Below are 13,553 nucleotides of genomic sequence, written 5' to 3'. Positions count from 1 at the left end.
TCACTGCAACTTGCAGCGTTGGTTGATCAGCCGTGCGTTTGAACCAATACTTGATATTGTTGGTGCCCAGCCAGCAACCACTCCGGAGGAAAGCTACGAATGTCGACCAATAGTGCTTCGCTACCTACTGACCCGAAAGGTTGGCGCAGTCTGAAAAATCTCAGTCGGTACCACTGGTTTGTATTTCTGGTCGCCTGTCTGGCGTGGGACCTGGACTGCATGGACCAACAGCTATTTATTCTGGCCCGCAAGCCGGCAATGAATGCACTGCTGGAGGCTCCCACCGAGGATCCTGCGAAGCGACAACAAATCGCCGAGAAGCTGAAAGTATCCGTTGATTCGGACAAGGTCACCAAAGCAATCAAGGACGCCAAAGTAAATGAATATGCGGGGTATGCCACGTCGATATTCCTGATCGGCTGGGCGATCGGCGGCTTGGGATTTGGCATCATGGGAGATCGTGCGGGGCGCGTACGAACTCTGATGACTACTATCCTGCTCTACTCAGTGTTTACTGGGTTAAGTGCCTTTTCCGTGGGCTTTATGGATTTTGCTCTTTACCGATTTCTTACCGGATTGGGTGTGGGCGGCGTATTTGCAGTAGCCGTATCGCTGGTTGCAGAAACGGTGCCTAACGCATCCAGGCCTTATATGTTGGGTCTGCTGCAGGCATCATCGGTCATTGGGAATGTTGCCGCCGCACTGATCAATATCGGCCTGGGCTCCCTGGAAGGAGCTGGCACGTTTAAAGATGCGACATTTCTTGGTTTTGAAATGTCCCCATGGCGGATCATGTTTGTCATTGGTATTGTCCCTTCGATCCTAGTGCTGGTGATTCAGGGTCGTTTAAAGGAACCCGAAAAATGGCAGGCATCGAAAAATGCAGGGGTCAAAGCAGGACAATTCAGTGAATTACTCGGAAGTAAGTATAAACGCAATGCACTGTTTGGCTTGATGCTGGCCTTTGCAGGTGTGGTCGGTTTGTGGGGGATTGGCTTTTTTGCCCCTGACCTGCAACAAACTGTTTTCAAAGCAGAATTTGTTCAGCAGGCAGAAGCACAAGGTCTGACAGGTGAAAAACAAGACCAGTTTGTCTCTGGCAAGACCGCTCAGTGGGCTGGAATTACCTCATTGATGATTAACGGTGGGGCATTCTTTGGAATTTATGGCTTCACCTGGTTCACTGGAATTGTTGGACGAAAACCGGCCTTCGCAGTCTTTTTCCTGGCAGCAGCAGGCAGTACCTTGCTGGTCTTTTTAAAGATGAAAACATTTGGCGATATCTTCTGGATGCTGCCACTGATGGGGTTCTGTCAACTTGGCTTATTCGGTGGGTATGCCATTTATTTCCCGGAACTTTTCCCCACAAGACTGCGAAGTACGGGAACATCGTTCTGTTACAACGTGGGTCGTTTGGTTGCAGCCAGTGGTCCCGCAGTTCTAGGGCTGCTGACCAGCAGTGTCTTCAGTGCGGCAAATGGCTACACGGACCCCGGGGAGCCTGCACGCTATGCAGGGGCCGTGATGTGTTCTGTATTCGGCCTGGGCCTGATTGCTCTGGTCTTCCTGCCAGAAACCAAAGATAAACCACTTCCGGAATAAGAATCGATTTGCCGATCCGCAAAGATATCACCTGTTGCCTGGAAAGTGTTCCGTATGTGATTCGCCTTTCCGTCCAAAATAGATCACACATCGGCCTGTCAACTGCACAAAATAGCCCACACAACCTGCTTTCATAGTTTTTTCAATGAAGTCAAGATAGGTGTGTTCATTGAGCTGACTTTGACGGACAGCCGATGCGACATCGGCAGATGAAAACTCCTGTCCAATATCGTGATGTCCGTGGGGCGTTGCAACAACAAATGATTCCCCAGCCTGGAAATAATAAGTGATTTCGTGTCGGCTGTAATCCGCATGATACCGTTCCACGCCAATGGAACTTAACCTTTGGATAATATCAGGAAAAGCCAATTCACCTGTTAATGCCCCGTGGGCACATTGTTCAATAATCGTAGTTTGTTCTGGATTCATGTTTGTACTTCTTGTAAGGATTCCTGTTAATCAATCGGCATTTCTTTCCAGCCATGCCGGCGGACAATATCCCGTAGTGTCTCCAGCAGTTGCGTTTTTTCTTCTTTCAGTAAATGACCAAAAAACTGCTGATCATTTTCATCCGCAATTTGAGCCAATAGTGGGACGATATTTCTGCCCTTGGTGGTCAATTCCACTGTTTGAAAACGCCGATCAGTGTCTGAATGGGTGCGAATGGCCAGTTCTTTCAGGCAGAGACGCTCCACCAGTTTCGAAACCGCACCTCGTGTCATCCCCACCAGTTCTGCTAGATGGCTGGGATTGACCGCACCCGCAGTCAGCATCTCTCGAAGAAGCACCCACTCTGCAACGGTGACACCTTCCGCCTCCACTTTGCGGGCGAAAGCGTGGGAAACGTGGTTTGAAACATATCGCAGCCAATACCCCACGTGGTCTGGCAAATTACTGATCGAATGCTCGTCATGCATTATCGAACACCAATAGTTTCCTAGGAAACTATATGACGAAGCAACAATCCTGTCAAATAAACTGGGTGGTTATCCCAAAATGTTGTGCGGTTCAAACAGAGCAAATATGAAAATATGAGAGAATTATGAGTTCAGGCGACGCACGGAACGGGGAAAACGCACTTTCATGTGATCAATTAAGGTTCGCATCGTCAATGGGCGGAGCAACATCACCGGTTTGATCGGTAGATTGGCATATTTCACATCTTCTTCCTGTTCCGCAGAACAGATCACAATCACTACCAGTTCACTGCCCTGTCGTTGGGCTAACAGGCAGATATCGCGGGCGGCTTCCAGCGATTCGGTGCCAGTGCTTTCCAGATCGATTATCAGGCACTCAAATGGTTCCTGCTTGAAGCGTTGTAAAGCCAGGCTGGAATTTTTGGAAATCAGCACGCGGCAGTTATATTCCTTTAATTTACTCCGGAAGGCATCCTGCAGTTTGGGATGTTCTTCCACCACGTAGGCTGTAATGGGTATTGCGGCTTCATCGCCACGTTCCGCTGCAAGCATCTGTTTTTTAGCCAGTGCCACCGCGTGTTTCAGTTGTTCGTAATTCTGATAACGGCCTTCTGGCTGCAGAGACATCATCCGCACCAGCACCGGATACATAGCGGGTGGGATATCGGGATGATCTTTGTTAATGGTGCCAGCAATATCAAATCGCTTTGGCTGCATGCGTGCACGCGGATCTTTCGTCACTGTAAGAATCGGCTGGCCTGTCAGTGCCTCATAAATGATCGTGCCCAGAAAGTAGATATCACTGCGTGGGTCGCCTTTGGGAGCACCGGTGGCTTTTTCCAGACCGGCGTAATCGACTGTCCGGTCGATTTCATCACTGTCTGAATCTTTGTCTTTGTCACCTGCAAGCTCTGCCAGTCCAAAATCCACCAGTTTGGCACTTTTACCTGCTGAAATCAAAATATTCGATGGCTTCAAGTCGCGGTGGGTCAGCCCACAGGATAGTGCGTGTGCCAGTCCGCCAGTTGTTTCTTCCAGTAACGTAACTGCTTCCATCGGGGCCAGTTTTTTGCGAATCGCAAGAATATCGCGAAGATTCCCACCCTCCACAAACTCCATAATCAGGTAATATTGGCCGGAAGCAGGGTCTTTGTTCACTGCCAGAATTTCAACGATGTTCGGGTGCTTCATCGTCAGACCCATCCGGCCTTCCCGCTCGAACGATTCGATCCGTTTGGCATCGTCTGCCCAGCGTTTTCGCAGCACCTTAATCGCCACCACTTCACCCGTACGTGGGTTGTCCGCACGGAATACGCGGCCAAAGCTGCCTGCCGCAATTCGATAAAGCACGCGATACCCACCTAAAATGTAACCTGTGGTATCGCCTTTTCTCAGTTTCGAAGCTTGCCATGGGGTAATAAACCCTTTGCGTTCCATGTACCGCAGTGCTTCATCGCTGTTGTTGCCGAGATTCGTTAATTCCCGAATCGTTTCTTGACTTTGTTCAAAGTCAATCAGGTCGAGACGAAGTGCTTGTTCCGTCATTTGCACTCCATCATAAGAAGAGGACATGTGAGCAAAACTCCCAAGTGCAGAAGAATAGATAATGAAAAGAATATACATATGTATACTATTTTGCTGCCAGGAAACGGTTTTCCCTTCACAAAAATTTTATGATTTTGACAAGTCCGTGGATTATACCAGATGCAGAATTCACTTGTAGGAATAAAATCCTGTGTTATATTCATTAAAGCAGAAATCTTGAACACTCGCCATTTTTTCATTCAAGATTCTCCCCAGTAACATCCTTCCGTGGGGGTTTTGTCGTGAAGTTTTATTTAATTGTTGCCAATGGCAAGAAAAAAGGGATACCAATCCCGATTGAGATCGATCTGTTTCTGATTGGCAGTGGCAAAGCCTGCCAGTTGCGTACCGTCCACGACGACCTTGCCGCTCAGCACTGCGCACTGATCATGCGCGACCGCAAGGTATTTGTGTGCGATCTGGGTTCTGGCTTGCCCACTTATGTCAACGATCAGATGATGGATCCCCATGTGGAATGGCCATTACATTCTGGTGACCTGCTGACGGTGGGCCCGCTGAAATTCATGGTGCAATATCGCGAAAAAGTTCTTTCGAAAAAAGACCTGGAAGAGTGGGCATTGCGTTGTCTGGATCAGCACGGTGTGCAGAGACAGTCCGCACTTGATCGGATTGATGAAGTGGCCTCACATTCGGACGAATATGAGAATGCCGCCAAGGCCGCCAGTGCGATTATTGATGTGCTGAACGCGCAGAAAGGCATTGTTCGTGGGCGGCTGCGGATTTCCCGCGAAGGCGCAATTACCGTGGTGCGTGTCAACGATCTGTATCTGGTGGAAGATGCAGAACTAGCACTGTTAAACCGTGAACTGCACGAAAACCTGAATCGACCCAACCTGAAGGTGCTGCTCGATCTGAAGCACGTGAAGCGAATGTCGAGCCCCGCTGTGGAAATGTTTGATAATTTTGTCAGTTGGCTGCACAATCAGGGAAGCAGACTGGCCATTTGTCGGATTCGCGATGAATTGAAGCAAATGCTGCAGACATATCCAAAAACCAGTAGCCTGAAGTTCTTTGCAGATAAGCAAAAAGCACTCTCTGGTAGCTGGTAGGCTCCGAAACCTTTACAGACCACATTTGTGGGGACAATTTTCTGGAATTCGCCCCACCCTAAGGGCTATTAATGAGTTTTCGTGTCGAAAATTTCATTGAACTCCAAAAAAGTCGCTTGTCAAAATGAAGAAAATTTCACTTATTGCATTTTTACTTTGCTGTGTGCCCACGTTTGCACAATCAAAATGGTGGAACCAGTGGCGTGGCCCCCAACGCACCGGAGTGTCCCCTGGGGAAAATTTCCCCACGAATTTCAAAAATTTGAAGCCCCTATGGGAAATCGATGAGCCTGGCCCGAGCTATTCAGGGCCAGTAATGAATGAGAAGTTTCTCATCACTACCGCCACCGTGGGTGAAAAAGATGAGATGGTTCGGTGTCTGGATCGCACCACAGGAAAGGAAATCTGGCAACAAACCTGGACAGGCTCTCTGAAGGTGCCTTTCTTTGCAGCACGCAACGGATCGTGGATCCGTGCCACTCCCACGATTGACGGTGATCGGCTGTATGTGGCAGGCATCCGCGACGTACTGGTTTGCTTTAACCTGCCAGATGGTAAGGAGTTATGGCGATTCGATGCGATGAAAGAACTGGGCACTGCTGCACCTGCATTCGGCTGCGTCTGTTCCCCATTGGTGGATACTCAGGGGATCTACTTTCAGGCTGGCTTGACCGTGTGCAAATTGGATAAAACCACCGGGAAACTGCTTTGGAAAGCATTGAAAGAAAACGACTCGATGATGGGCAGTGCGTTTTCCTCGCCTGTCCTCAGTGAATTAGGTGGCAAAGAGCAGATTGTGGTGCAAACCCGTTCTCGCCTGGCTGGTGTGGATAAGGATTCAGGCGAAGTAATGTGGGAAAAAGCAATTCCCACCTTCCGTGGAATGAATATTCTCACTCCGGTAACCTACGAAAATCAGGTGTTCACCAGCACTTACGGTGGTAATACCCGCCTGATCGATATTTCGCTGAAAGACAAACAGATGACCACCACAGATAAGTGGCAATTAAAATATGAAGGATACATGACCACGCCGGTGATTGTTCAGGACAATGCCTACTGGTTCGGCAAAGACCGCCGTTTCATTTCGGTGAATCTGAAAACTGGCAAAGAAAACTGGCGTTCGGAAGAACGGTTTGGTGAATATTGCAGCCTGGTAGTACGTAACGATAAAATCCTGGCGCTGGATATGAATGGCAAACTCTATCTGTTGAATGCCAACCCCAAAGAGTTTGAAATTCTCGACCAGACTGTTGTTTCGAAGGAAGAAACCTGGGCCCACCTTGCAGTGGTCGATAACCAGCTTTACATTCGCGACCTGAAGAAGACGAAAGCATTTCTTTGGAAATAGTGTAGTTTCACGATTGCCCAGCGACGTTTTTTACGTTTTAGCTATTCTTTTTTTCAAACAATCGATTCGAACGATTTAGTCTGGAATCAGTTTGAAACTCGGTTAAAATTGAACAGTTACCAAGTTGCCTTCATAGTTTGAGCAGAAATACCCTTGCTTACGCTGCGGGCTATGAAGGCAAACATGATGAATTCGAAATGAGAGTCGGGGAAGGCCGATCTTCAAGATGAACGGGGATTAGTCTGGGTTATTGATGAAGGATGCACGCACTATTGAAGACATCTATTCAATTAATTACAAACGTTCGCCAAAGACCTGGGTAATATAAAACTGCCCGCTGCTATCCGTGGTAATGCTGACACCGGTTTCCAGGAAATTGGGATTCAGAATATTCGCACGGTGGCCTGGAGAATCCATCCAGGCCGCTACCGCTTCAGCAACAGTGGGGTAACCCACTGCAAGGTTTTCCCCATAACTAAAGCGTGTGTTGAAGTTGGTATAGCCCACAATGTCCAGACGGTTCGAAGTTTCTGGGGAAATCGTTTGCGTTAACGTGTGGCTGAGGGCACCAAAACCCAGCGTGGCGGAAAGCCGGGCCATGTTGTCAGAATGGATGTAAGCCGCACCGTTTAACTGAAAGTTCGTCGTCAGTGCATTCAGCCCCGCATTGGTCCGTTCCAGATTCACCTGGTCAATCACCTGCTGTTCCATGCTTGTGTTCACACGCAGGATACCGCGGAATGATGCCTGATTCTGGATCAACACATTTCTGCCACCGCCACCATTAATGGTATCTGTGCCCCCGCCACCAATGATGCGGTCATAGCCGTTCCCACCAAAGATGGTGTCGTTGCCATAACCACCAAAGATGGTGTTCGACCCGTTCCCACCAAAAATTATATCGTCGCCAAATCCCCCATAGATGGTGGTGGGGTTGGTGATCGCCGAATCTACAGTGATCGTATCATTGCCACTACCCGCACTGATCACGATCATGCGGATAGAACTGAGATTGAACCGCTGTCCTTCAACAACAACGTCGATGCCATCGCGGGTCAAGGTGATCGATTCGCTTTCTGAATTACCCAGCACTGTCAGATAGCCGTTCGTAAAATCGACCGTTGCAGGACAATCACGCGATTCCAGTAATTCAATCTGTAGTATCGTTTGCATTCCTGCCATGTTTGTCCGCTGCTACCTACTTGACGGTATTGTGGGCAATTTATTCCGTATTCAACCTATAAACCAATAATAGCAGGTCGTCCAGCGTTTTTTCATTTTTCATATTATTCTGCCCACAATTTTGCCACAACGCTCTGGCGTGCGTAAACTGTTATTAGCTGGGGGTGCTTTCAGAAGAATGAAGGCTGAGAATATACCCCGACGAACCCGATCCGGGTAATGCCGGCGTGGGGAAGCGATGACACAATTCAGGCACTTTGGGCTGTTTTCTCATCCACTTCCCACCTGCATTCTGCTACATGTGGAAATTTTCTGAGGTGAGAGATGAATTTTAATACTCAAATGGACGCCGCACGTGCGGGTGTGGTTACTCCCGAAATGGAATTCGTCGCGAAACGCGAAGATCTGGACGTTGAACTGATCCGCAGCGAAGTCGCACGTGGGCGAATGGTCATTCCTGCCAACAAAGTCCATTTGCAGCAACGTCTGGAACCAATGGCCATTGGCGTGGCCTCCGTTTGCAAAATTAACGCCAACATTGGCAATTCTGCAGTCACTGGGAAAGTGGAAGACGAACTGGAAAAACTGCACACAGCAGTTCATCTGGGTGCGGATACCGTCATGGATCTGTCCACTGGTGGAAACATCGATGAAATCCGGAAGGCCATCATCGCTGCATCACCTGTTCCCATTGGCACCGTGCCGATTTACCAGGCGATACAGCAAGTCAAAGACCCAGCAGATATTACCCCGCAGATGATGCTGGACATGGTGGAGCACCAGGCAAAGCAGGGTGTCGATTACATGACCATCCATGCTGGTATTCTGCTGGAACATGTGCCCCACACACGCGATCGGGTGACTGGTATTGTCAGCCGAGGTGGGTCGCTGATGGCCCACTGGATGGTGACACACCACAAACAGAATCCCTGGTATACACACTTCGATGAAGTTTGTGAAATAATGAAGCAGTACGATGTGACCTTCAGCCTGGGCGACGGCCTGCGACCCGGTTCGCTGGCTGATGCCAACGACCGAGCCCAGTTTGCAGAACTGGAAACACTGGGCGAACTGACCCTGAAAGCCTGGAAACATGGTTGTCAGGTGATGATTGAAGGCCCCGGCCACATTCCCATGCATCTAGTGAAGATGAATGTGGAAAAAGAGCGCGAAGTGTGCCACGAAGCTCCTTTCTATGTGTTAGGGCCTCTGGTGACCGATATTGCCCCTGGGTATGACCACATTACTTCCGCCATTGGTGCAGCACTGGCTGCGGAAGCGGGTGCGGCCATGCTTTGCTATGTGACCCCCAAAGAACACCTGGGTCTGCCCAACAAAGACGATGTTCGACAAGGGGTGATTGCGTACAAAATTGCAGCCCACGCGGGTGACATTGCCCGTGGGCGAAAGGGAGCACGCGATCGTGATGATGCACTTTCCAAGGCACGCTTTGAGTTCGACTGGAACAAACAGTTTGAACTGTCGCTCGATCCGGAAACTGCTCGCCGCATGCACGATGAAACGCTGCCACAGGAAGTGTTCAAGAGTGCGAAATTCTGTTCGATGTGTGGGCCAAAGTTCTGCTCAATGAAAGTAACCCAGGATGTGCGGAAACTGGCAGAAGATGCGGAACGAATTGCCCTGACAATTTCCAATTCGTAACCACGCGGGGCAGCTCGGTGCGAACATCTTCTAATACCACAATATTGCAATGACACAATATCATTACATTGCAATATTGTTTTTGCTTCTTGGTCTACTGGTTTTCTGGTGGTTACGAAGACACTTTCGCACCGAACTGGAACTGGGCTGGGCCGCAGAATCATTTCGCCTGCAGCAGGAATTGTTGCAGGAAATGTTCATTGCGGAATCGCGTAAATCCGGGAAGCCAAAGGGTTTACAGTGGGTCTCTTGTCAATTTGATTCAGCCCCCGCCTTTATTCAAGACAAACAGCACCAGCGTTTGATTGTACTAGTAGAGATGTTGATTCAATTTGAACCAATTCCTGGCTCGGACATGGAAGATAACCCAGCCGCACGAGAGCCCCGCCTGGGTACTGCTGTCTTTTTCGTACAAAAGAAAAGTTGGAGTACAGAAGGGAAAATTTTCCTGAATTTGCGAATCCAAAATGCCTATCAAACTCTCATGCAATCGTTATCATTGAAACAATGATTAAATTGCACTCATTAATTACTTTGTACTAGACTGATCAAACTACACGCGGCTATAAATCGTGATCGTTTAATAATTAATTTATTTTTACCAAAACAGTATTCCTCTACGGCAGGACTGCCGGACATGGGATGCTGATGACCAAGACTGAGCAGAATGAAGGATTTTTTTCGTCGATTATTAACTCGCAAAGATTTTCAGATTTTCGAGGAGTTAGAAGAACACCTACCCACCGATCGTGAACAGTTGGCAACAATCCTGTTCGAAAAACGCCTGATTACCAGTTACCAACTATCAGAAATATTAAAGAACTATGAAGATCAGCTCTTCGTGGGTAACTATGTTTTGCAATGTCTGGTTGGAGAAGGATCGATGGCACGTGTTTATATGGCACGTAGCCAGGATTTCGACACCATCTATGCAGTGAAGATTCTCAAACCTGCCCGCGCTGCTTCTGCCATGGTACTCAAGCGTTTTCAGCGGGAAGTTGCGACGCTTTCAACCCTGTGGAACGACCATATTGTGCGTGCAATTTATGGGGGAGTTGATGGGACACGCCATTATCTGGTAATGGAATATTTGCCCGGTATTACTCTGGAAGAACTTTCTCGTCGGCGAGGCTCGTTTTCCATTGCGGAAGTATGCAGCATTGGCATCGCAATTCTGAAGGCCATTCAGGGACTCCGGATCGCCGGTCTGGTGCACCGAGATATCAAACCAAGCAATATTCTGATTAGTCCCAAAGGCGATTGGGTAAAACTGGTTGATCTGGGGCTTGCCCACCTCGAACCATCACCCGAAACGCAGGCATTGACCTTCAAAAATGCCCCCTGGATCATGGGCACGCCCGATTATGTTTCCCCAGAACAGATCGAAACACCTTACGCAGTAGACTACCGTACCGATATTTACAGTTTGGGCTGCACCCTGTACTACTTGCTGGTGGGGCATGCACCTTTCGATGGCTACAACATTATCCAGAAACTGTCCCACCACCTGTATTCCGAACCTCTGCAACTACGTTCCCTTCGCAAGGATGTACCTGAAAGTCTCGATCTGCTGATCTGTCAGATGCTGGCGAAGCAGCCCGACCTGCGATGTAGCAATATTGAACAATTGCTTGGGCAACTGCAACAATTTACCCAGGAAGCTGGTGAAACACTGTTTGCGTGTGAAGAAACCCTGGTTGATGAACTGCAGATCGGCATGGATCGAGATCTGGAATCGAATTATTGTCAGACAATTTTATATCCGCAGGATCAGAATCAATTGAGTTTACAACCCGATCCGGAGTGCATGATGAGCATAGAGTTTGAACTTCGTTAACGAGATACGTCTAATGAGTTCTTCCTCATTTTCTGGCGTGCGTGGGGTGCTGCTGGATGGTAATACACCCGCCCAACTTGCCCGATGCTGATCCGATCTGGTGGTACAAACTATCCAATACGGGCGAATCCCACTCATCCTGATCCATCAGCAGATATGACTTATCAGCATGCCGGAACCAGACATCCAGCGGAAGTTGATTGTACCCAGGTGCGGCCACCACTACCCAATCGAAACGACTGCGAAGCTGGCTAAGAAGCTGGGGAACTTGTGCCAGTTCATCCTGACCCAATGGTCCATCACCAGCAGGCAACAAATACAGCGAATCGACACTGGTGCGGTGGAAACCCATTGCAAGTGGGGCTGTTTTTCCTAACAATTCCCGCAACCCTGGTACATGTGGCACGCCCATGCGGGTGGCACAGGAATGCTCGTCGCGGTGTAGTTCGACGATCAGAACACGGCCTACCCCTTCTGCAGCGCGGGTAATCGCCAGATTCAGACAGGTGGTGGTGACCTGTGCTGATGAAGCGACCGGTGCCAACATCAATACGGCTGGCGAGGATGACCGTAACTGGGCACCAATTCCCCCCACCAACTGAGCGTATTGCTGGCTGATGTAGTGTTCTGGTTGGTGATAGGTCACCAGATCTTCACCCAGCGGGTGGGCAGTAATGGGCAGTGATGATAATTCAGGCAACAGATGAAATTGAATCGCACGGTGGGTGGCAGGTTCCACATTCGGTGGCAACAACTTCAAAATTGTCGGAACAGTAGGTGTGGCGGTACCTGCACCGATTTCAACAAACGGCACCTCATTGTTATCTGTGGGTAAGTCTTCTTCCGAAAACGGCACCAACTCCACGAGGGACTTAGTGACGGTGAGATCTTCCACCGTATCGGAATTGTGGTCTACCAGGTCATCATCGATTTCCGAGACGATCTGGAACGTCGAACGAGAATCTCTGGTATTGCGCAGTGCTTCAAACGTTCGACCCATGGAATCAACCCTTCTAAAAACTGTAACTACTTCTCGATTAGGCACTTAAAACGTTTCGTCAGGAAACAATCAGGCGTAACGATCCAGCGATTGGCCCCAGAGATCGACTCGACCTGGCCTTTTTGGCCCAATCAATTCTGGACCATCAGGTTCGTCCGAACCGGAAAAACTATAAGTGGGTGGGCCATCGATCGGCAGAATTACTGGTGGCAGAAACGGAATTGTCTTCGGTGGGAGATCATCCAGCACATCTTCGGCCATCGGGGGCTCACTGTGCGACACCATTTCCGCAATGGGGTACAGTTCTGGCTCAGTGTCTACCTGACTCGCAGGTGGTTCCTGATCTAAGCCAAGTCGATTCACTGCTTCCAGTGCGGCTTCCACATCTACAGTAATACAATCGTTCAATAATGCGAGTTTTGTTGCGAGTGCGGCAGCCTGATTCAGCAGCCTTGGCACACCCTTGCAGCAATGCACCAAAATTTCGAGCACTTCTTCTTCAAAAAAGCGTTCTGGCTTTCCACCACAGACACGCACCTGGTGGCAGAGAAAATCAATCGATTCTTCTTCCGTGAGCGGTTCCAGGTGACACTTTGTTACCACCCGCTGTCGAAGATGGTTAAATGCGGGCTGCTGCAGGGTTTGCAGCAATTCTGGCAGGCCAAGTAACAGAATCTGCACGGCCTTGCTTTCTTTCCCGTCGAGATTGCTCAGCAATCGCAATTCTTCCAGTGTGTCCGGGCTCAGGTGGTGGGCTTCGTCGATCACGATTAGCGTTTGCCCACCACTCTGGTAGTAATTCAGGCAACTTTCAACCCAGGCCAGGCGGGCTTCCTGTTCCGTCAGTCGGTGGTAAGGGATGGCCAGATCAAACAGCATCGCCTGATACAGATCAACCCTTTTCCGCAGGTGGGAATTTGTCAGTAGCACCGCACGGTAACCTGTGGGCAGATTTTCGAGCAGTCGATAGCCAGCCAGCGTCTTGCCAAGGCCAGGTTCGCTGGTCAGCAAGGCAATTGGCTCACTGTCCAGCAAAAACTGGTTCAGTTCCGCCAGTGCATTCTCGTGACTGCTGGAGGCGTAATAGCACTCCGTATCTGGTGTGGAACGAAACGGCTTTCGACGCAGTCCCATCGGCGTCAGGTCCATGCGGCAGCACCAAAGCTAAAGTAAAGAAAAATCCCCCGAACTGTTGAATCGGTAAAAATCGGACCTGATCTTCACAATTAATCCCCACGTGGGGGAATTCTGATGCAGGAGTGAAAAAACCGTACCAGTTGCACGTTACACAGATTTCTTAAACCGAGCCAGAACTGTCAGCGAAGCGTTAGTTGCAATTTCATTTTTT

The 13,553-nt window shown here is 49.2% G+C and carries 12 protein-coding genes and 1 riboswitch; of the genes, 6 read left to right on the top strand and 6 right to left on the bottom strand.

All coding sequences use genetic code 11. The features are described from left to right. Positions 1-99 precede the first annotated feature (99 nt). Positions 100-1,602 carry an MFS transporter gene (locus R3B84_01850; GenBank protein MEZ6139290.1) on the top strand — a complete coding sequence of 501 codons (1,503 nt, stop codon included), beginning with the start codon at positions 100-102 and terminating at the stop codon, positions 1,600-1,602. Between the two features lie 27 nt (positions 1,603-1,629). Here R3B84_01850 and R3B84_01845 read toward each other — a convergent pair whose 3' ends face one another. The 3 genes from R3B84_01845 to R3B84_01835 form a co-directional block, all read right to left on the bottom strand. Beyond that, positions 1,630-2,031, bottom strand: a complete 402-nt coding sequence (locus R3B84_01845) for a DUF1398 family protein (GenBank protein ID MEZ6139289.1) — start codon at positions 2,029-2,031, stop codon at positions 1,630-1,632. Positions 2,032-2,057: 26 nt separating this feature from the next. Then, positions 2,058-2,519 carry a MarR family winged helix-turn-helix transcriptional regulator gene (locus tag R3B84_01840; GenBank protein MEZ6139288.1) on the bottom strand — a complete coding sequence of 154 codons (462 nt, stop codon included), beginning with the start codon at positions 2,517-2,519 and terminating at the stop codon, positions 2,058-2,060. Between the two features lie 123 nt (positions 2,520-2,642). Continuing rightward, complete coding sequence (locus R3B84_01835) at positions 2,643-4,091, bottom strand: serine/threonine-protein kinase (protein ID MEZ6139287.1); 1,449 nt, start codon at positions 4,089-4,091, stop codon at positions 2,643-2,645. 254 nt (positions 4,092-4,345) lie between these two features. Here R3B84_01835 and R3B84_01830 point away from each other — a divergent pair, with 254 nt between their 5' ends. Both R3B84_01830 and R3B84_01825 read left to right on the top strand, forming a co-directional pair. Further along, positions 4,346-5,173, top strand: coding sequence for an FHA domain-containing protein (locus R3B84_01830; GenBank protein MEZ6139286.1), 828 nt, complete (start codon positions 4,346-4,348; stop codon positions 5,171-5,173). A gap of 316 nt (positions 5,174-5,489) precedes the next feature. Further along, complete coding sequence (locus R3B84_01825; GenBank protein MEZ6139285.1) at positions 5,490-6,524, top strand: PQQ-binding-like beta-propeller repeat protein; 1,035 nt, start codon at positions 5,490-5,492, stop codon at positions 6,522-6,524. Between the two features lie 294 nt (positions 6,525-6,818). Here the strand turns inward: R3B84_01825 and R3B84_01820 are convergent, their stop codons facing one another. After that, complete coding sequence (locus tag R3B84_01820) at positions 6,819-7,706, bottom strand: CAP domain-containing protein (protein ID MEZ6139284.1); 888 nt, start codon at positions 7,704-7,706, stop codon at positions 6,819-6,821. A 150-nt stretch (positions 7,707-7,856) separates the two neighbouring features. Next, positions 7,857-7,957, top strand: a riboswitch (TPP riboswitch). 73 nt (positions 7,958-8,030) lie between these two features. Between R3B84_01820 and thiC the strand changes: the two genes are divergently transcribed. The 3 genes from thiC (at position 8,031) to R3B84_01805 (ending at position 11,205) form a co-directional block, all read left to right on the top strand. Further along, positions 8,031-9,368 carry a phosphomethylpyrimidine synthase ThiC gene (gene thiC, locus R3B84_01815; protein MEZ6139283.1) on the top strand — a complete coding sequence of 446 codons (1,338 nt, stop codon included), beginning with the start codon at positions 8,031-8,033 and terminating at the stop codon, positions 9,366-9,368. Positions 9,369-9,417: 49 nt separating this feature from the next. Further along, a complete protein-coding gene (locus tag R3B84_01810; protein ID MEZ6139282.1) occupies positions 9,418-9,879 on the top strand; it encodes a hypothetical protein in 462 nt (153 codons plus the stop codon). Between the two features lie 156 nt (positions 9,880-10,035). Then, a complete protein-coding gene (locus R3B84_01805; protein ID MEZ6139281.1) occupies positions 10,036-11,205 on the top strand; it encodes a serine/threonine-protein kinase in 1,170 nt (389 codons plus the stop codon). Positions 11,206-11,230: 25 nt separating this feature from the next. Here the strand turns inward: R3B84_01805 and R3B84_01800 are convergent, their stop codons facing one another. Beyond that, on the bottom strand, positions 11,231-12,205 hold the full coding sequence (locus tag R3B84_01800) for a hypothetical protein (GenBank protein ID MEZ6139280.1): 975 nt from the start codon (positions 12,203-12,205) through the stop codon (positions 11,231-11,233). Between the two features lie 69 nt (positions 12,206-12,274). Further along, positions 12,275-13,354 (bottom strand): AAA family ATPase, encoded by a 1,080-nt coding sequence (locus tag R3B84_01795; protein MEZ6139279.1) that lies wholly within the window; start codon positions 13,352-13,354, stop codon positions 12,275-12,277. Between the last annotated feature and the right edge of the window lie 199 nt (positions 13,355-13,553).

It is taken from the genome of Zavarzinella sp. (genome assembly GCA_041399155.1).
Lineage (GTDB): Bacteria > Planctomycetota > Planctomycetia > Gemmatales > Gemmataceae > JAWKTI01.
The sequence above is the reverse complement of the archived record's forward strand: the minus strand, read 5'-3'. Positions and strand labels throughout refer to the sequence as shown.

Bases quoted from the DNA above. Each gene is read 5' to 3' on its own strand.
- R3B84_01850 (MEZ6139290.1), top strand. From the start codon at position 100: ATGTCGACCAATAGTGCTTCGCTACCTACTGACCCGAAAGGTTGGCGC.
- R3B84_01845 (MEZ6139289.1), bottom strand. From the start codon at position 2,031: ATGAATCCAGAACAAACTACGATTATTGAACAATGTGCCCACGGGGCA.
- R3B84_01840 (MEZ6139288.1), bottom strand. From the start codon at position 2,519: ATGCATGACGAGCATTCGATCAGTAATTTGCCAGACCACGTGGGGTAT.
- R3B84_01835 (MEZ6139287.1), bottom strand. From the start codon at position 4,091: ATGTCCTCTTCTTATGATGGAGTGCAAATGACGGAACAAGCACTTCGT.
- R3B84_01825 (MEZ6139285.1), top strand. From the start codon at position 5,490: ATGAATGAGAAGTTTCTCATCACTACCGCCACCGTGGGTGAAAAAGAT.
- R3B84_01820 (MEZ6139284.1), bottom strand. From the start codon at position 7,706: ATGGCAGGAATGCAAACGATACTACAGATTGAATTACTGGAATCGCGT.
- thiC (MEZ6139283.1), top strand. From the start codon at position 8,031: ATGAATTTTAATACTCAAATGGACGCCGCACGTGCGGGTGTGGTTACT.
- R3B84_01810 (MEZ6139282.1), top strand. From the start codon at position 9,418: ATGACACAATATCATTACATTGCAATATTGTTTTTGCTTCTTGGTCTA.
- R3B84_01805 (MEZ6139281.1), top strand. From the start codon at position 10,036: ATGAAGGATTTTTTTCGTCGATTATTAACTCGCAAAGATTTTCAGATT.
- R3B84_01800 (MEZ6139280.1), bottom strand. From the start codon at position 12,205: ATGGGTCGAACGTTTGAAGCACTGCGCAATACCAGAGATTCTCGTTCG.
- R3B84_01795 (MEZ6139279.1), bottom strand. From the start codon at position 13,354: ATGGACCTGACGCCGATGGGACTGCGTCGAAAGCCGTTTCGTTCCACA.